Origin of the sequence: Streptomyces ambofaciens ATCC 23877 (assembly GCF_001267885.1) — a bacterium.
GTDB lineage: Bacteria > Actinomycetota > Actinomycetes > Streptomycetales > Streptomycetaceae > Streptomyces > Streptomyces ambofaciens.
Genome location: NZ_CP012382.1, coordinates 335,455 through 352,787 on the forward strand (window position 1 = coordinate 335,455; position 17,333 = coordinate 352,787).

General features: G+C 71.9%; 15 protein-coding genes and 1 pseudogene. 8 read left to right on the forward strand and 8 right to left on the reverse strand.

The window, feature by feature from the left end; translation table 11 throughout:
* Window positions 1–4: 4 nt before the first annotated feature.
* The 3 genes from SAM23877_RS01570 to SAM23877_RS01580 are packed head-to-tail and all read right to left on the reverse strand — an operon-like array spanning window position 5 to window position 2,857.
* Window positions 5–1,015 (reverse strand): ABC transporter substrate-binding protein, encoded by a 1,011-nt coding sequence (locus SAM23877_RS01570; RefSeq protein ID WP_053126136.1) that lies wholly within the window; start codon window positions 1,013–1,015, stop codon window positions 5–7.
* Between the two features lie 14 nt (window positions 1,016–1,029).
* Entirely contained in the window at window positions 1,030–1,803 is a 774-nt protein-coding gene (locus SAM23877_RS01575; protein WP_053126138.1) for an ABC transporter ATP-binding protein, read from the reverse strand.
* A gap of 1 nt (window position 1,804) precedes the next feature.
* Window positions 1,805–2,857 (reverse strand): FecCD family ABC transporter permease, encoded by a 1,053-nt coding sequence (locus tag SAM23877_RS01580; protein ID WP_235614672.1) that lies wholly within the window; start codon window positions 2,855–2,857, stop codon window positions 1,805–1,807.
* Between the two features lie 398 nt (window positions 2,858–3,255).
* Between SAM23877_RS01580 and SAM23877_RS01585 the strand changes: the two genes are divergently transcribed.
* Both SAM23877_RS01585 and SAM23877_RS01590 read left to right on the forward strand, forming a co-directional pair.
* Window positions 3,256–4,539 carry an MFS transporter gene (locus SAM23877_RS01585; protein WP_053126140.1) on the forward strand — a complete coding sequence of 428 codons (1,284 nt, stop codon included), beginning with the start codon at window positions 3,256–3,258 and terminating at the stop codon, window positions 4,537–4,539.
* A gap of 460 nt (window positions 4,540–4,999) precedes the next feature.
* Window positions 5,000–6,451, forward strand: coding sequence for a serine/threonine-protein kinase (locus SAM23877_RS01590; protein WP_244902893.1), 1,452 nt, complete (start codon window positions 5,000–5,002; stop codon window positions 6,449–6,451).
* 26 nt (window positions 6,452–6,477) lie between these two features.
* On the opposite strand, the gene SAM23877_RS01595 is transcribed toward SAM23877_RS01590, so the two are convergent.
* The gene (locus SAM23877_RS01595; protein ID WP_053126144.1) at window positions 6,478–7,047 is read right to left on the reverse strand and encodes a TetR/AcrR family transcriptional regulator; all 570 of its coding nucleotides are present in this window, start codon (window positions 7,045–7,047) and stop codon (window positions 6,478–6,480) included.
* A gap of 69 nt (window positions 7,048–7,116) precedes the next feature.
* On the opposite strand from SAM23877_RS01595, the gene SAM23877_RS01600 reads away from it, so the two are divergent.
* Window positions 7,117–8,013, forward strand: coding sequence for an SCO6745 family protein (locus SAM23877_RS01600; protein ID WP_079029967.1), 897 nt, complete (start codon window positions 7,117–7,119; stop codon window positions 8,011–8,013).
* A gap of 75 nt (window positions 8,014–8,088) precedes the next feature.
* Here SAM23877_RS01600 and SAM23877_RS01605 read toward each other — a convergent pair whose 3' ends face one another.
* The 3 genes and pseudogenes from SAM23877_RS01605 to SAM23877_RS41935 all read right to left on the reverse strand — a co-directional run.
* Complete coding sequence (locus tag SAM23877_RS01605; RefSeq protein ID WP_244902894.1) at window positions 8,089–9,000, reverse strand: dihydrodipicolinate synthase family protein; 912 nt, start codon at window positions 8,998–9,000, stop codon at window positions 8,089–8,091.
* 90 nt (window positions 9,001–9,090) lie between these two features.
* Window positions 9,091–9,798 carry a B3/B4 domain-containing protein gene (locus tag SAM23877_RS01610; RefSeq protein ID WP_053126148.1) on the reverse strand — a complete coding sequence of 236 codons (708 nt, stop codon included), beginning with the start codon at window positions 9,796–9,798 and terminating at the stop codon, window positions 9,091–9,093.
* A gap of 37 nt (window positions 9,799–9,835) precedes the next feature.
* Window positions 9,836–9,966: pseudogene (locus SAM23877_RS41935) on the reverse strand (EamA family transporter); the annotation flags it as partial.
* A 117-nt stretch (window positions 9,967–10,083) separates the two neighbouring features.
* Here SAM23877_RS41935 and SAM23877_RS01615 point away from each other — a divergent pair.
* The 4 genes from SAM23877_RS01615 (at window position 10,084) to SAM23877_RS01630 (ending at window position 14,832) form a co-directional block, all read left to right on the forward strand.
* On the forward strand, window positions 10,084–10,668 hold the full coding sequence (locus SAM23877_RS01615; RefSeq protein WP_053126150.1) for a helix-turn-helix domain-containing protein: 585 nt from the start codon (window positions 10,084–10,086) through the stop codon (window positions 10,666–10,668).
* Between the two features lie 460 nt (window positions 10,669–11,128).
* The gene (locus SAM23877_RS01620; RefSeq protein WP_162492085.1) at window positions 11,129–13,819 is read left to right on the forward strand and encodes a winged helix-turn-helix domain-containing protein; all 2,691 of its coding nucleotides are present in this window, start codon (window positions 11,129–11,131) and stop codon (window positions 13,817–13,819) included.
* Window positions 13,820–13,943: 124 nt separating this feature from the next.
* Window positions 13,944–14,477 carry a hypothetical protein gene (locus SAM23877_RS01625; RefSeq protein WP_053126154.1) on the forward strand — a complete coding sequence of 178 codons (534 nt, stop codon included), beginning with the start codon at window positions 13,944–13,946 and terminating at the stop codon, window positions 14,475–14,477.
* Between the two features lie 157 nt (window positions 14,478–14,634).
* Window positions 14,635–14,832: a hypothetical protein gene (locus SAM23877_RS01630; protein WP_053126156.1), complete on the forward strand. Its 198-nt coding sequence runs from the start codon at window positions 14,635–14,637 to the stop codon at window positions 14,830–14,832.
* Between the two features lie 46 nt (window positions 14,833–14,878).
* Here the strand turns inward: SAM23877_RS01630 and SAM23877_RS01635 are convergent, their stop codons facing one another.
* Window positions 14,879–16,288 (reverse strand): DUF2252 domain-containing protein, encoded by a 1,410-nt coding sequence (locus SAM23877_RS01635; protein ID WP_053126158.1) that lies wholly within the window; start codon window positions 16,286–16,288, stop codon window positions 14,879–14,881.
* Between the two features lie 364 nt (window positions 16,289–16,652).
* On the opposite strand from SAM23877_RS01635, the gene SAM23877_RS01640 reads away from it, so the two are divergent.
* Window positions 16,653–17,309 carry an HdeD family acid-resistance protein gene (locus SAM23877_RS01640; protein WP_053126160.1) on the forward strand — a complete coding sequence of 219 codons (657 nt, stop codon included), beginning with the start codon at window positions 16,653–16,655 and terminating at the stop codon, window positions 17,307–17,309.
* Window positions 17,310–17,333 lie beyond the last annotated feature (24 nt).

Genomic DNA, 17,333 nt, shown 5'->3' on the forward strand with positions numbered 1-17,333 from the left:
GGACTCAGCCCTTGAGTTCGCGCAGGTAGGTGGCGAACTTCTCCAGGCCGTCGATGTTGCGGGGGCCGCTGATGCCCTCGTTGTAGTCGAGGACGAAGAAGTTGTTCTTCTTCACGGCCGGGAGTTCTCTGGTGTGGGGGGACTTCTTCAGGAAGTCGATCTTCTTCGCGGCGGGCAGGTCGCCGTAGTCGAGGATGACGACGACTTCGGGCTCGGTCTCGGCCACGGATTCCCAGTTGACCTGCGTCCAGCGCTCGTCGAGGCCGTCGAAGACGTTCTTGCCGCCCGCCGTCCTGATGATGTCGTCGGGGGGCACTTGGTTGCCCGCGGTGAACGGCTGGTCGGTACCGGAGTCGTAGAGGAAGACGGGTACCGGGTCGCCGTCCGGGGCCTTGGCCGCGACCTCCGCGACGCGCTTCTTCAGCCCGGCCACGACGTCGGTGGCCTTCTCCTCGATTCGGAAGATCTTGCCCAGCCGTTCGAGGTCGGTGTAGAGAGCCTCGAAGGGTCTCATCTTCTCGGGGTGGCCCGGATAGTTGAAGCAGCTCTCGGTGTGCATGAAGCTCTGGATGCCGAGCTTGTCCAGGATCTCGGGCGTGATGCCCCGCTCGTCCTTGAAGCCGGAGTTCCAGCCGGCCACGACGAAGTCGGACTTGGCCTCGACCACGACCTCCTTGTTCAGGAGGTCGTCGCTGAGCATCTTCACCTTCGCGTACTCGGACGCCCACGGGGACTCGCTCACCGGCGGATTCGCGGGAGGCATCACGTAGCCGTGCACGTGCTCGGTCAGACCGAGGGCGAACAGCTTGTCCGCACTGCCGCCTTCGTAGGCGACGGCCCGCTCGGGCACCGTGTACTCCACCGGTTCACCGCAGCGCTTGACGGTGACCGTGCCGGAATCCTTGGCGTCCGACGCGACCTCGGCACCGCATCCGCTGAGCACCAGGGCCGCCGCCAGGGCGGAGCCGAGCGCGGCAGGCCGGCGGACCGCGGCGAGGGTTCGGGTTGTACGCATGCGTGAGTAGCCTTTCAGCGGGTGGAGTTGAGCGAGTAGAGGAGCTGGGGATCGCCCGTCAGCGGGTGAGGGACGACGCTGGCACTGACGCCGAAGACGTCACCGACGAGCTCTCTCGTGAGCACTTCCGCGGGTGTGCCGGAGGCGACCAGGCGGCCCCGGGAGAGCACGCCGAGCCGGTCGCAGGCCGCCGCGGCGAGGTTGAGGTCGTGCAGGACGACGAGGACGGTGAGGCCGGAGGCGCGCAGGAGCGAGAGCAGGTCGACCTGGTGGCGGACGTCGAGGTGGTTGGTCGGCTCGTCGAGGACGAGGATCTCCGGTTCCTGTACGAGCGCGCGGGCCAGCAGGACGCGCTGGCGCTCGCCGCCCGACAGCGTCATGACGCCCCGGTGCGCGAGGTGTCCGATGTCGAGCTGTTCCATCGCCCGCTCGCACAGCTCGCGTTCTCCGCCACTGAGCGCCTGGTTCCCGCGCAGGTGGGGCGCGCGTCCGAGCGCGACGACCTCCTCGACCGTGAAATCGAAGTCGACGCCCCCGTCCTGGGTCATGGCGGCGATGGTCCGTGCGCTGTGGCGCATCGGGAGCCGGGTCAGATCCTGCCCACCGACCCAGACGGTTCCCGAGCTGGGCCGCAGCGCCCGGTACACGCACCGCAGCGCGGTGGACTTGCCGCTTCCGTTGGGTCCCACGAGCCCCACGACCTGACCGTCAGGCACCGCCAGGGACAGCCCGCGCACGAGGCTCCTGCCGTCCGTCACCACGGACAGTTCATCGAGTTTCAGGTCCACCTCAGCGCCCTCCGAAGGTGTAGCCCCTGTGCCGCATCAGGGCGATGAAGACGGGCACGCCTACGAGCGCGGTGATGACCCCGAGCGGCAGCTCGCGCGGTGCCACCAGGGTCCGCGCCGCCAGGTCGACCCACACCATGAAGATCGCTCCGACCAGCGGGGCCACGGCGAGTACGCGGGCGTGTGTGGCGCCGACGACCATCCGCACCACATGCGGCATCACGAGTCCGACGAAGGCGATGGCACCACTGACGGCGACCATGACGCCCGTCACCAGCGAGACGAGCACCAGCAGCACCCTGCGGTGCCGGTCGGGATCGAAGCCGAGGCTCGCGGCGGTCTCGTCGCCGAGGGAGAGCACGTCCAGCGCCCGCCCCTGCCGGTACAGGACCGCGAGGCCGGCCAGCACGACCACGGAGACGACGGGCAGCGCGCCCCAGGTCGCGGCACCGAAACTGCCCATGGTCCAGTACAGGACCATGCTCGTCGCCTCGCTGTCCGGGGCGACATAGATGATCAGGCTCATGACAGCCTGGAAGCCCAGGGACATGGCCACGCCCGTCAGGACGAGGCGCAGCGGCGACAGCGAGCCCCGGCCGGCGGAGGCGGCGTACACCAGGAGCGAGGCGACGAGCGCACCGATGAAGGCACCGACGGAGACGGCGTACATGCCCAGTGCGGCGAACCCGCCGGTGACCGTGATCCCGACGGCGCCTACGGAGGCGCCCGAGGAGACCCCGAGAACGAAGGGGTCGGCCAGCGCATTGCGCACCATGGCCTGGATCGCCACTCCGACCGCACTCAGTCCGGCGCCCACCAGCGCCGCGAGCAGCACGCGCGGCGTACGGATCTGCCAGATGATCTGATACGTCGTCACCTCGTCGCGGCCGATGCGCCCTCCGCTGAGAGCCGCCCACAGGTGGCGGGCGGTCTCCCCCGGGGTGACGACCGCGGGCCCGAGCCCGATGGCGACGACGACGGACACGAGCAGGAGGGCGGCCAGCGCCGCACAGTTGAGGAGCAGCACCTTCCGGGACGCGAGTCGAGCACGCACAGCCCTCGCGGGCCGGGGCGCCGGCGCCTCGGCCGGGTCGACCGCGTCTACATCCGCGTCCGCGTTCGCCGAGGACGCGGAGCTCAAGGGCGGAGGCTTGTGCGGCACCTTCACTCCCCCTCGCTAATGAAAACCATGTTCATGTGCAGGAACCTAGCATGCCTCCGACCCGGCAGGAAGCCCGGACCGACTGGCGACACAGGGCCGCGACGCTCGTCGCGAGGATGCGGCCGACAGCACTCTAATGGAAATGATTATCACTGCGATAGTGTGGTGCCCGCGCCGTGCCGCCCGCCGTGTGCCACGGCCGGTCCCGTGCCAACCTCATTGCCGGGCAAGGACGTTGGAGCCGGTTCGCGTCCGACCCGTCGCCACCGACAGGACAGGAGTACTTCCTCGTGCCCACCCCCTCCGCCCCTCCCAGCGCCGTCGAACCCCCTCCCGCGAAGCAGCGCTCGATCCTGCTCGACGTGCCCTTCCTCCGCCTCTGGACGGGCGCCACCGCATCGGGCCTGGCCACCTGGGCCCTGCCTTTCGTCCTCGGCCTCGCCGTCTTCGACCGGACCTTGGCCGCCACCGACCTCGGCCTGCTGCTCGCCGCACGTACCGTCGGGTTCCTCGCCGCGGTGCCCGTGGCAGGGGTGCTCGCCGACCGGCACTCGCGCCGGGGCGTCGTGCTGTGGGCCGGACTCGCCTCCGGAGCCGCAGCACCGGTGATCGCCGCCGGGCTGGACCGTTCGGTGCTGTTGATGGCGGCGGCCGCCGCGGTGGCGGGAGCGGGCCAGGGTGCCTGCCGTCCCGCCTACCAGGCCCTCACCGCCGAGGTGGTCGACGCCGGTCGCCGGCAGCAGGCCAATGCCGCGATGACCCTGGCGGTACGGGTCACCACGCTCGTGGGCCCCTCCCTGGCCGCGCTGCTCGCCGTCTTCCTGGACACGTGGGCCCTGTTGGTGGGCATCGGGCTGCTCTGGCTCGTCGCGGCCTGCGTTCCCGGACGCGGCGCACGGCCCGAGACCGCGGACGACACGTCGAAGCCTCCGGCCGGGGCGGGCAGGGCGTCCTTCCTGGCCGAGTTCACCGAGGGCGTCCGCGAGGCGCGCCGGCACCCCTGGTTCCTCGCCGGTCTGGGCGCGCTGACGGCCGTCATAGCCACCGGCTACTCCGCGACCGGCGTCGCCCTGCCCATGGTCAGCAGGGACGAGTACGGAACCGAGGTCGTCCTCGCGGGCGCGATGACCGCCTACACCGCCGGAGCGCTGGGCGGTGCCCTGCTCATGGCCCGCTGGCGCCCGCGCTCCCCTGGTTGGGCCGCCCTCGCCGGCCTGGCCTCCTACGGCTTCGCCCCGCTCAGCCTGGTCTTCCCCGTGCACCCGGTCGCCGTGATGGCCGCCTACGCCGTCGCGGGCGTCGGTATCGAACTGTTCAACGTGCCGTGGTTCACCGCCGCCCAGCGCGAGGTCGCCCCGGACAAGCTGGCCCGTGTCTCCTCACTGGACTTCCTGCTCTCCTACGGCCTCGCCCCGATCGGACTCGCCGTCATCGCCCCCGCCATCGACGCCTTCGGCGCCACGGCGGTCCTCGCGGCTTGCGCGCTCATCTGCTTCGCGGCACCCGCCACCGCCGCCCTCGCCCCCAGCGCCCGTGCCTTCTCGACCGCACGAAGGGGAAGCGACGCCCGCTGACGGCAACCACGAGGAATCGACCCCTGGCAAGGGCAGCCGGGAGTCGTGCAGCCTCGCAACGCCCGTTGCCCCGACGCCCCCTTGGAGCTGGGTCTCGTCACCGGACGGGAACGTCCCCTTGGACCGTTTCTCGGCAGGACGGCTCATCGAGGTACGGCCGTTCTCCCGGTCGGTACCGCAAGGCCGTCTCGGGCAACGGCTTTGCGTGCACCCGGGAGAGGGCCCACCGGAACGCCGACAGGCCCCCCCACGCACCCAAGCAGCTGACCGGACGAGGCAGGACGGCTGTCACGCCGGGCCTGACGTTCTGCTCACGGTCCGCACCGCCTCCTTCGTCGGAGTCACCCGCCGCGTCCCGCTCGCGACAGGTCGGGTGTCGGAAGCCGACCCTGCGGGTACCTGCGTCCGGCGGCACGCCGGAGACGGTCCGCATCCGCGCTTCAACGCAGTGGGAGAGAGAATGGGACTACGCGAGTCGGCCCGGGTCATGGCTTCCCGGTGCTCCGCCGAGGTGATGTGCGGCCGCTACCGTCTGGACGGCCTCATCGGTTCGGGCGGCGCCGCGGACGTCCATCGAGGTTTCGATCTGCGGTTGAGGCGGCCGGTGGCGGTCAAGGTGTTCCGGCCCGGCACCGGCTTCGACATGGAAGAGGCCTCCACCCGCGAAGCGGTGATCCTGGCGCGGTTGCACCACCCCGGACTCGTCACCGCATATGACGCCGGACAGCACAACGACCGGGTCTTCCTGGTCATGCAACTGATCGAAGGTGACACGCTCAAGAAGCGCATCGCCCGAGCCCCACTGTCACCGGCGGCCACGGCCGCGGTCGGCGCCGGCGTGGCCCACGCCCTGGCTCACGCACACGAAGCGGGCGTCGTCCACCGAGACGTCAAACCGTCCAATATCCTCCTGGACGCTGCGCACCACACCTACCTCACGGACTTCGGCATCTCCCGTCTGTTGGACGCCACCACCCGCACCGCCACCGGTGTGCTCATCGGCACCGCCGCCTACCTCTCCCCCGAGCAGGTGGTCGGCCGCCCCGTCGGCCGGCCCGCCGACGTGTACGCCCTCGGCCTCGTCCTCCTCGAATGCCTCACAGGCAGGCTCGAATACGACGGTGGCCCCCTCGAAGCCGCGATCGCCCGGCTCCACCGTCCACCCGTCCTGCCCGACGGCCTGCCGAAGGAGTGGGACGGTCTGCTGCGGGACATGACAGCCCTGGACGAACGGGACCGCCCGACAGCCCGTGACTGCGCCCGCGCCCTGTCGGAATTCGCCGACCCGGACCAACTCTCGCTCGCCCCGCGGGCGCCCGCCGTGAGCCTCGTCCCGCACCACGAGCCGTCGCGGACTGTCGACGGCACGCATGCGAAACCGCCGACCGTCGGGCCCCGGACCGCTCCCTACGCGACACGATCGCGAAGGCGCACCCTCGTCGCGACCGCGAGCGTCACCCTCACCGCCGTCATGGCAACCGCCCTCGCCGTCACCGACGACTCCGCGTCATCGGGGAACGACCGCAGCGCGACCAGGGTCACCAGTGCCCCCACTGAAGAGACGGATCCTCCTCGCACCACACAGCAGAAGGAGGCAGCCGCGCCGTCCACCGATACAGCGCCATCCCCTGCCCGCGGCGCCTCCGCCGGTGCACTCCCCGCTGACGGCACCGGACGCCGCGCTGCCTCCCCCTCCCACGGCCCGGGCCGCGCGACCGGCATCGGAACAGCCACCCACGACTTTGGCACCCCGACGTCACAAGCAGCACCAAGCGCCACGGGTCAGTCTCCCGCGCGCAACGGGACGCCAGACAAAGCCCCGAACCGCCCACCAGGTCAGGCGAAGAAGACGGAAAGGGCCGGTGCCAAGGACCCGCGCCACCACGCCAAGTCGTCGGCCGCGAAACGCTGAGGCCACGAGGGCGAAGGTGGGGCCGGTCAGCCCGCTGGGGCGGGCCCAGGTGGTCCGAACATCACGCCCGCCAACGCCTCGAAGGTCTCTTCGGGATCGCGTCCGTCGAGCAGACCGTCGAGGTTGCGGGAGAGCAGCAGCGTCGCGAAACCATGGGCCATCGACCAGGCCGCCATGAAGCCGATGGCCGGATCGTCGCCGTAGGGCTCCACGGCGGTACGGAGCATGCTCCGCGTCCGCTCCCGCGCCGCGAGGAGTTCCGGGTCGTCCGGGCGCAGGAGCTCCGGGCGGAACATGATCTGGAAGTGCGCTGGGTGCGCGGCGGCGAAACGCACGTACCGGACGCCCAGGTCGCGCAGATCTTCCGCCTCGCCGAGCGCGGTCGACAGGAGGCCGTACCCCTCGGTGGCGACGGCGGTGAGAAGGCCCGCTCGGTCCTTGAAGTGATGTGCGGGCGCGGCATGCGAGACGCCCGCGCGACGGGCCAGGTCACGCAGGGACAGGGCTGCCGGGCCGTGAGTGGCGATGACATCGAGAGCCGCGGTGAGCACGGCCCGTCGCAAGTCTCCGTGGTGATAGGAGCGTTCGGTGGGCATGACGAGCAGCCTAGCGCAAACTAGTCATTGACAAGATGCCGCGCCGACCGCAGTCTAGGCAGTGACAAGATGCGGGATCGCGGAAATAGGGGAGCCGTTTTGAGTGACGACGACGGGCGCGTCAGGCAGATGTGGCACCTCCTGGAGCCCCTGCATGCGGTCCTGTACTTCGCGCCACAGGTATTCGAGGAGGCCGACTCCCTCGGCTACGACACCGGTGAGCGCTGGCCGAGCTACTTCGCCTTGCGGGCAGCACCGCTCGGGGCGCCCGGACACCGTCAGGTGGCCTCCGCGTTCTACAGCTTCAGCCCGCGCACGGTCGCCGAACACATCCCCGCCGTCTGGGGCGTCGCCGCACCGGGCACGGTGCTCGACGCCAGGACGCGCGGGATCGACCGCGCCTACCGCGCTCTCCTCGGTGCGTGGACGGAAGGTCCCGAGGTCACCGAGGCCGCCGCACTCGCCCGCCGGGCAGCGGAGTCCGTACCCCTGGAGGGCCGGCCGCTCGCCGCCGCCAATGCCGAGTTGCCCTGGCCCCAGGAGCCGCACCTCGCGCTCTGGCAGGCCGCGACGATCCTGCGCGAGCACCGCGGCGACGGTCATCTCGCCGCACTCCTGACCGCGGGCCTCGACCCGGTGGAGGCGCTGGTGTCCTTCGCCGCGATCGGCGCGGCGCCGGTCGGCGTCTTCGCGAGCCGCGGCTGGAGCGGGAGCGAGTGGGCGGCGGCCTGCGAACGGCTGGTCGCAAGAGGGCTGCTGAACGCCGACCACACCGCGACCGACGCGGGCCGCGCCCTGCGCGCAGAGGTCGAACGCCGCACCGACGCCCTGGCCGCTGCCCCCTGGCGGACACTCGGCGACCAGGGCACCGCGCGGCTCGCCGAACTCCTCGGCCCGCCCTGGCTGGAGGTGTTGGGCTCAGGCATGCTGCCCCGAGAGACCACGCTCGGTATCGGGAAGGTCTGACGGTCAGGATGCAGGTGGCATCGCCCGGTGAACGGAGCGCCGCCACCCCTCTCTTGCCCGAGGCGCGGCAGATCGTCAGGTGTTGAGCCGCAGCTGCTCGATCACGGTGGCGACGCGGGCGCGTTCCTCGGCGTTCAGGCCGCGCAGCGGCAGCGGCAGGTTGTGGTGGGAGGTGAGGCCCAGGTGAGCGGCGGCCGCGGCGACGACCCGCAAGGATCCTCCGTGCCGCGCGAACAGGTCCCACAGGGGCTGGAGCCGCTGGGATTCTTGAAGGGCGTGCTCGTGCCGGCCCGCCTGGGCTGCGCGGGTGAGGGCGAGGGCCGGCTCGGGGAAGGTGCCGCCGATCACCGAGTACCAGGTGTCACATCCGGCGTTCAGGCCCCGGGCTGCAGCCGCGTCTCCACTGATGCCGATCGTCACCGTGGCGGGCAGAAGCCGACGCAAGTGCTCCACACGAGCCCGGGCCTCGGCCGGGTCGGCGGGAAGCGCGGGGAGTTTGACGGACGCCACCTGCGGCAACGAGGCCAGGCGCGCATACAGCTGGTCGGTGAAGGTGAAGTGCGTGGTGCGGGGGTTGTCGTAGATCACCAGGGGGATCGACAGGTTCGCGGTGACCTCTTCGAACAGGCCGAAGACCTCGTCGTCGGTCAGCGGCTGGTAGGACACCGGCGCCAGCAGAACTCCGGCGGCCCCAGCGTTCTGCGCGTCCTCGGCGGCCTGGAGCACCTGACGGGTGCGCAGCGCGCCGACGCCGACGATGACCGGCACCCCGTCGGCGTGCCCGACCGCGATACGGGCGACGCGGGCGCGTTCCTCGCGGGTCAGGTAGGCATAGGAACCGGTGGATCCCAGTGCCCCGATCGAGTCGACGCCGGCGACGGCGAGCCGTTCGACCAGCGCGGCGAACGCCTTCTCGTCGACGCTGCCGTTGCCGGGGACGGGAGTGAGCGGGAAAGCGCTCAGGCCGGTGAACAAGGGGAACTCCAAGGGATGCGGGGTCGTCCTTCAGCGGTGGTGGGCCGCGCGGTCACCCCTGGCCCGTGCCGCCGTGCGGGTCGGCGGGCCAGACGGTGCCGGTCAGACGGTGGTGTCGGGGTGTGCCGGGCTGAGGTGGTGCACGGTGCTCCGCTCGCAGTGCGGCTCGAGCAGGGTCTGCAGTTCGTCGGCCGCGGTCTTGAGCAGGTGCCCGTCGCGGGTGGCCGCGACGGTCTCCAGGACGAAGGCGACGTGCGTGGACGCTTCGGTGACGCGGGTGCGGTGGGCGTCACGGTGGTTCCAGTGCCGGGTGAGTACATCGGTGGCGTCGGTGTAGATGATCTCGCCGGGCTTGGGGATCTCGGTGGTGCCCGGTTCGCCGAGCGGGGTGAAGGTCTCGGTGCCGTCGGCGTGACGGATGTCGACGTCGCCGGTGACGTGGTCCAGGTCGAAGGCACCGGCGGGCAGGCCATGGCGGACGGAGACGGAGTTGTAGGAGTCGACGGCCGGATTGATTCGGGGCAGGGTGCCCTTCTTGACCATGCGGCGGCCCAGGGCGTCGACGCTGGGCCGGATGCGGCGGGGGTTGGTGCCGAAGGAACGGTAGGCGGCGTGCCATGCCTCGATGCGCGGGTCGTTCTCGTCGGCGGGCTGCCAGGCACCGCCGGCGAGCTGAGCCTCCAGGTCCTCCAGGGCGGCGGCGGTGGCGGGCCAGGGCTCTCCACCGCGCAGGCCGGTGGCGGTGACGACGGCGATGAGGGTGTCGGGGAAGGTGTCGGCGACGGCGGGGGTGATACGGAAGACGGTCATCAGTGGTCCGTTCCAGGAGGGTGGTCGAGGTGGCGGGTCAGGTGAGGGCGAGGAGGCTGACGGCGACGGCGGCGGTGCCCAGGCCGATCAGCCGGCCCGGGGGATCCGCTCGGCGAGGACGCCGCGGGCGAGCAGGACGGTGTCGGCCGGATACAGGGCCGTGATCACGGGTGCATCCCTTACTATCAACGGAACGACCACACCGTACAACGCACCGACCGATAGTCGTCAACCGAACGACCGCACGGCCCAGTGCACTGAACCACTGCCTGAAGGGTGAGAGTGATGGCCGAGACCGACGCGGCACTGCGGACGCTCGCGCACAACGTCCGCGCGGCCCGCACCCGCGCCGGGCTGTCCCTGGACGAACTCGGCCGCCGCGCCAAGGTCAGCAAGGGCGCCCTGGTCGCCCTGGAGAAGGCCCAGGGCAACCCGAACTTCGCCACCCTGGTCCGCCTCGCCGACACCCTCGGCATCTCGGTGTCCTCGCTGATGGAAGGGCCCGCCGAAGGCCGCGTGAGGGTCGTGTCCGCCGATGCCGTCATGCCCTTGTGGGCCGGGGAGAAGGGCAGCGAGGCACGGCTCATGCTGACCACGTCGGGACCGGCCCCGGTCGAGGTGTGGCGCTGGAGACTGGAACCGGGCGAGGAGTACCCCAGCCACCCGCACCAGAGCGGTGTCGTGGAGACCGTGAGCGTCACAACCGGGCAGATGGTGCTCGTCGTCGACGGCACCGAGCACGCGGTCGAAGCCGGGCAGACCGCCACGTTCGACGGCGACGCCCCTCACACCTACCGCGGCTCGGGCACCGCGACGTGTCACCTGATCATGACCGTCCACATCCCGCCCGGTCCCGTCTCCGCGGCGTGACCAGCCCCGTCGGACGGCGTACATCGAAGGACGCCGGCGTCCTGCCGCGGCGGCCCCGTCACGACGCGAAGGCACCGCCCGCGCTCACGGCGCAGGCGCCTCGTCCCGGCCACCGGCGAGCACGGGGCCGACGCGCTCCCCGGCGTCGGTGAGGCGCCGTTCCAGCGCGCGACCACGGGCACGGTCCGTCCGCATGCCCGGATGGCTGCCGGAAGCGATACTGGTAGCGGTAGCGGGACGACGTCTGCCGTGCGGCGGGGCTGTGGACCATCGCAGTCGGCGGCCGCGGTGGCGCCTTCGCCGCCGGAAGGGGCGTCACGATGTGCCGCTGGATCGCCTACCCGGGTACACCCGTCCTCCTCAGCCAGGTTCTGTGCCCGCCGGAGCAGTCCTCGACCGACCGGAGTCCGCACTCCCGCATGGGCGTGGAGACGACCGACGGCGGTCCGGGGCCGCGGAGGTGAGGAGCGTGGGCACGGCCAAGGGCAGGGCTGCCCGGGCACCGGCCGACGCGGGCACCGACCCGCTGGGCGATCCCTACCTGCGCACACGGTTCACCCTCCCCTCCCGGCCCGCCACCTTCCTGCGGCGGCAGCGGTTGGTCCTGCATCTGCATCAGGCTCTGCGCACACCGCTGACGCTGGTCAACGGTTCGGCCGGCGCCGGCAAGACGCTCCTGACGGCCGACTGGGCCGCGACGCTGCGGCTGCCGGTCGCCTGGCTGACCGTCGAGGCCGGAGATCACCGGCCCGGTGTCTTCTGGGCCTATGTCTTCGAGTCCCTGCGCGTGTGCGGGGCACGGGCGGGCGGCGCCGCCGGGGGGCCCGCGGATTCCAGCGGCGTGGGACGCGGGCTGCTGGCCTCGCTCGCCGCCGAGCTGAACGCCCGGGACCGTCCCGTGGTCCTCGTGCTCGACGAGTACGACCGGATGACCGTCCCTGAGGTCGCGGAGCAGTTGGAGTTCGTCCTGCACCACTCCGGACAGGGACTGCGCCTCGTACTCGTCACCCGCACCGAGCCGCTGCTCCCGTTGCACCGCTACCGGGCCGCCGGCGAACTGACCGAGATCCGCGGCGCCGAGCTGTCCTTCACCCCGGAAGAAGCCGACGCGCTGCTGCGACTGCACGGACTGCACCTTCCCGCGCACGCCGCCTCCGCTCTGGTGGACCGCACCCGGGGCTGGGCCGCCGGGCTGCGGCTGTCCGCCTTGGCGGCCGGGGAGAGCACCGACCCCGAGCAGTACCTGAAGGAGTTCGAGGCGGACCACAGCACGGTCGCGGACTTCCTGCTGGCGGAGGTCCTGAAGGGAAGGACGGAGGAGATGCAGGATCTGCTGCTGCGGGTCAGCGTCCTGGACCGTTTCTGCCCGGACCTGGCCGACGCCCTGACGCTGCGGACGGACGCCGAACCCCTCCTCGCCGGGCTGCACCGCGAGAACGCGTTCATCGAGCGGCTGGGGCACTCCTGGTACCGGCTGCACCCGCTCTTCCGGGAGATACTCCGGGCCCACCTGCGCGAACGCATGCCCGGGGCGGAGGCGGAGCTGCATCTGCGAGCGGCGCGATGGCTGCGCCGTTGCGGCTTCCTTTCGGACTCGCTCGCCCATGGAGCCGCGGGCGGCGACTTCGATCTGGCCGCCGGTGCGCTCGTCGACGACCTGGCGATCGGGCAGCTCTTCACGGGCCTCCGTTCGGACGCTCTCGTCCAGCTCTTCGCCGGCATGGGGCCCGAAGCGGGGAGCCCGGCGAGCGACCTCGTGCGGGCGGCCGTCGCACTGGCCCGACGCGACCTCGATCACGGTCTGGGCCGGCTGCGGCGGGCCCAGGAAAGGCTGTCCGCCACCGACGCTTCTCCCGGCCTGGCGGCGGCCCGGCTGAGCTGCACGCTGCTGGAGGCACTCGCCGCCCGGCTCACCGGATGCCCCCCGAAGGCCGAGCAGGCAGCCGCGACGGCCGAGGAACTGCGCCGGGACCTGCCGGAACAGTTGCTGGAGGCGCATCCGGAACTGACCGGCCTGCTGCTGACGCATGTGGGCTCGGCCCGTCTGTGGGAAGGCCGCTTCGACGACGCACGTGCCGTGCTGACCCGTGTGGCCGGTGCCCCGGGCGGATCCGCCACCGTCCTGCCCCGCGTGGAGTCGATGGGGCACCTGGCCCTGCTCGACTACGTGAACGGCTGGCTCGGCCGGGCGGAACGCAGGGCTCTGGCCGCGGTGTCCGAGGCGGAGCGGGCGGGTCTGCCCCGGCCTCCCGGCGCCGGCCTCGGCCGGCTGGTCCTGGCCGCGGTGGCCGTGGACCGACAGGAACTGGACCGGGCCCGGGTCCTGCTCGACGAGACGGCCCGGCTCCCGGCGCGGGAGCACGATCCGGTGCCGACGGCGGTGCGGGCCCTTGCCGTCTCACGCCTTCTCCTCGACGACGGTGAGACGCACGCAGCCGCCGAGGCGGCGGAACCGGCCCTCTCCACGGCGGTGGCGTCCCCTTGGGCGGAGAGTCACTCGGCGGTCGTCCGCTCCGCCGCCTGCCTCGCCGACGGACGGCCGGACGAAGCCGTACGACTTCTCCGCGGCGTCCGTGGTGACCAACCGGTGTGCGCTGTGGAAGCGGCGGCGATCCAGGTCGCCGCCGGGCGCCCCCGTGCGGCGGCCGAAGTGCTCGGTGCCGTGCGTGCCGAGGGACGTACCGGCCCCGCGGTGAGCGTCGGGGCGGCGCTGGTGCGGGCCCGGGTGGCGCAGGAGTCGGGAGACACGGTCACCGCCCGCCGGCTCGTCGCACGTGCCCTGCTCGACGCCCGGCGCGAGCGTCTGCGGCGTCCTTTCCTCCAGGCGGGAGACTGGATCAGACCGCTGCTGGACACATCCCCGCCGCGCGAACTCGCCGAGGGCTGGCTCCTGTCCGGCCGGCCGGGAGAGCACGGTGAGCCGGCGCGGCCCCTGCCCAATCCCGCGCTTCTGGTCCCGGCGGAGCTGAGCGGACGCGAGCGTGACGTCCTGCGACGGCTGGCGCGCATGATGTCCACGGAGGAGATAGCGGGCGATCTGTACGTGTCGGTCAACACGGTCAAGACCCACCTCAAGAGCGTCTACCGGAAGCTGGCGGTGAACCGGCGCAGCGACGCGGTACGCCGGGCGCGCGACCTCGGTCTCCTGTGACCTCCCCCGCGAGGGGTGAGGCACTCGGCGTCACCGCCGGGTGCGATGGCAGGAACGTGCGGCAGCGCAACGGACCGACCCGGCGAGAGGCCGGACCGGCGGGCCGACCTCGGAAGGAGACCTGGTGTCCAGGAGTGCGAGCAAGGTCGACTGGGCCTCGGACCGACGCAAGCGCCGCGCCGACCACCGGGCCCACGCGGACTACACCGGCGGCGTCTACGGTTCCATGCTCGCGGCTTCCGTCGTGATCGGCGCCGGCACCCTGGGATCGTTCCCCCGTGTCGAGTTGGTCCTGTTGCTGTTGCTCACCAGCCTGGTGTTCTGGATCGCCCACGTGCACGCCGAACTGTTCGGAGCGCGCCTCGCGCGGCGCCCTCCGGACCGGCGGGTGATCCTGCGTGTGTGCCGCGACGAGTGGCCGATCGTCAAGGCCGCCGTGCCTCCGGCCGTGGCGATCGCCGTCAGCCCCGTGCTGGGGCTGGAGGTTCAGGGCGCCCTGTGGCTGGCGCTGTCCGTCGCCGTGGCCGGACAGGTGGGCTGGTCCGTCGCAGCCGCGCACCGCGCGGGCGCCTCGCGACGGCTGGTGGCCACCACCGCGACGGTCAACGTACTGCTCGGTCTGGTGATCGTCGTCGTCAAGATCGCACTGACGCACTGAGGCACTCGGGGCACTGACGCACTGACTGTGCGGCCGGACTCACCTGTACCGGGTGAGGGCGCCGGAGGGCGACCAGGCGCAGGATCGTCACAGAGAGCACCGTCCGCCCCGGAGCCTCGGACGGTGTCCCGAGCCCGTCCGGTGGAAAGGACCGCTCGTGCGCTACGAGATCCGCATCGAGGGACACCTGTCGGAGACGCTGGCCAACGCGTTCCCGGAATTGGAGCACGTCCTCATGTCCGGCCAGACCGTCCTGTTCGGCTCGGTGATCGACGACGCCCAGCTCTTCGGGTTGCTCACACGCTGCCAGTCACTGGGCCTGCGCGTCATGGAGATGCGGCAGCTTCCGGAATGACGCCGACGCACGGTGTACGCCGTCCCGCGCGTTGCTCTCGGGTGCCTCACGACCGGGCGGCCGTGATCCGGCCGGAGACGTGGGCCGCCCGCAGGGCTTCGTGGTCGCGTTCGTTCTGGTCCGCGTAGGACTGGGCGAACCCGGTGAGCGCCCGGTCGAAGCGGTCGCTGCCACCCAGGTACGCGGCGAGCGCGACGGGGTCGCCCGAGCGGGCGTGGGCCCGCGCCAGGCAGGCGCCGCACAGCCGGGCGAAGAGGGAGAGCAGGTCGGGGCCCATGGTCTCCGGCCGCGCGATGCCCTTCCAGTCCCACAGCTGGCGCACGTAGAAGTCCCGGCCCTTCCCGTCGAGGCCGGTGACGTGCGTCCAGCCGAGAAAGATGTCACTGGTGGTCTGGATCAGACGCTGGCCGGTCACGACCCTGCGGCCCTGGTTGTCGTGACCTTCGCCGCCCGTGTGGGCGGCCAGCACCGATTCCGAGGCTTCCTTGGCCTGGAGCAGCAGCGGGTCGTCGTCGTCCTTGCCGAGCAGGAGCAGTACCCAGCAGCGGGTGCCGACGCTGCCGACGCCGACCACCTTGCGGGCCATGTCCACGAGCCGGTAGTGGCGCAGCAGGTGCCGGCGCTCGGGCGACAGGGTCCGTGCGTAGCCGTTCACCACGGACCGCAGTTCCTCCTCCCGGCCGGCCTCGGCCGGGTCGGTGAGCAGATCGACGAGCGGGGTGATCAGCGGCGGGTCGGGGGTGATGCGCCGGCCCTCGGCCGTGACGCGGGTGAGCTTCGCGAAGGCCCTCGTGTGGGTGCGTGTGCGGGCTTTCGCGGCCGCGTCCCTGAGCCGGTGCTCCGCTTCCCCCGCGGCCTCCGTCGCCAGCAGTCGCCGTACGTGGTCGGCGTCGTCCTGGGCGTACCAGATGTCCAGGGTCGGCATGCCGGCGAACTCCCGCATGCGCTCCCGGTAGGCCCGCACGCAGGCCCGTACCGTGCGGTTCTGCTCCTTGGGCGAGAAGCCGTTCGCCCGGGCCGCGATCACGAACCCGGTCGCCAGCCGTTTGACGTCCCACTCGAAGGGGCCGGGCGAGGTCTCGTCGAAGTCGTTGATGTCGAAGACCAGCCGACGCTCCGGTGAGGCCAGGAGCCGGAAGTTCAGCGGATGCGCGTCCCCGCACAACTGCACCCTGAGTCCGCTGCTGGGCAGAGGTGCCAGGTCCGCCGCCATGATCGCTGCCGCGCCGCGGTAGAAGCGGAACGGCGACTCCAGCATGCGGCCGTAGCGGATCGGCACCAGCGCCCGGACGCGCTCGCCGGACTGGCGCTCCAGCACCTCGACCGGGTCGCCCCGCCGTGGTTCCGTCTCGTACCAGCCGTGGCACGAACGTGAGGCCCGTTCCCGGGCCTTCCTGCCGTACGCGGCTCGCTCCGCCGGCGGCAGGGAGGCGGTGAAGGCGCTGGGTATCGTCATGGTCCGGCCTCCGGTTCTTCCACGCGCCCGGCTCCGGAGCGCGGCGGAGCCGTCGGCTCCCGGTGCTGTCGGTCCAGCCCCGCCTGCACCGCGCTCGTCAGCACCCGCGCGGTGACACCGACGAGCAGCGCACCTTCCGGCATCGAGGTCGCTCACGTCGCTTCGTCTCGTCCGGGCGCCGGTGGGCGGATGTTCGCACGTCCCACCATCCCGCCCGGCCGGCAGGCCGGGATCACCCCTGACGGGTGACCCCGGCCCCAGTGCCCGCCCCGACCCTGGAACGGATCCGTACCAGTCCTCCGGCGTCACCGACCGTCCCCGTCGGGCGGTCCGGCGACGACCGGCCGGTCCATGAGGAGGCGCCATGACCGTGCCCCGTGATGCGGCGGAACCCACCGGCCGGGGGCGCGGGTCCGGCAGGGCGGTTCCCGGAGCCATGGACGACCCTGCGCACGTGCTCGCCCGGCTCGGCGGTTCCTGGACCTGGCTCATGGGATCGGCCGTCGCGACGCTGGTCCCCGGCGTCCTGGTCCTGGTCTGGCCGGAGGCGACCCTGCATGTCCTGGCCGTCCTCATCGGCCTGTATCTGCTGTCGGCCGGTGTGTTCCGGTTCGTCGCCGTCTTCGCGCGGCAGGGACACGAGCGGTTGCCCGGGCTCCTGCTGGCCGTGCTGTACGTGCTGGCCGGGGTGCTGTGCCTGCGCAATCCGCTGCAGACCATCGCCGCGCTCTCGCTGATCGTCGGGATGGTCTGGCTGGTGTCCGGCATCCTCACCCTCTACGCCGCCCTCGTCACCGAGAACCTGCCGCACCGCGGCCTCGTCATGGGGATGGCGGTACTCGCCGTCGTCGCGGGGATCGTCGTCCTCGCGCTGCCCGCAGAATCGGCCCGCGCCCTCACCCGACTTCTCGGCCCGTGGCTGACACTGCTCGGTCTGGCCGAGGCGGTGGTCGCCCTGGGCCTGCGGTCCGCGCTGCGCGGGGCGCGTCCCGGTGACCATGGCCCGATGACCAGAACCTGAACGCGACGGCCGCCACGGCTCGGT

Coding starts and splice junctions, on each gene's coding strand:
- SAM23877_RS01640 (WP_053126160.1), top strand. CDS start 16,653: ATGACCGTGCCCCGTGATGCGGCGGAACCCACCGGCCGGGGGCGCGGG.
- SAM23877_RS01595 (WP_053126144.1), bottom strand. CDS start 7,047: ATGCCCACCGAACGCTCCTATCACCACGGAGACTTGCGACGGGCCGTG.
- SAM23877_RS01635 (WP_053126158.1), bottom strand. CDS start 16,288: ATGACGATACCCAGCGCCTTCACCGCCTCCCTGCCGCCGGCGGAGCGA.
- SAM23877_RS01600 (WP_079029967.1), top strand. CDS start 7,117: ATGCGGGATCGCGGAAATAGGGGAGCCGTTTTGAGTGACGACGACGGG.
- SAM23877_RS01570 (WP_053126136.1), bottom strand. CDS start 1,015: ATGCGTACAACCCGAACCCTCGCCGCGGTCCGCCGGCCTGCCGCGCTC.
- SAM23877_RS01615 (WP_053126150.1), top strand. CDS start 10,084: ATGGCCGAGACCGACGCGGCACTGCGGACGCTCGCGCACAACGTCCGC.
- SAM23877_RS01610 (WP_053126148.1), bottom strand. CDS start 9,798: ATGACCGTCTTCCGTATCACCCCCGCCGTCGCCGACACCTTCCCCGAC.
- SAM23877_RS01590 (WP_244902893.1), top strand. CDS start 5,000: ATGGGACTACGCGAGTCGGCCCGGGTCATGGCTTCCCGGTGCTCCGCC.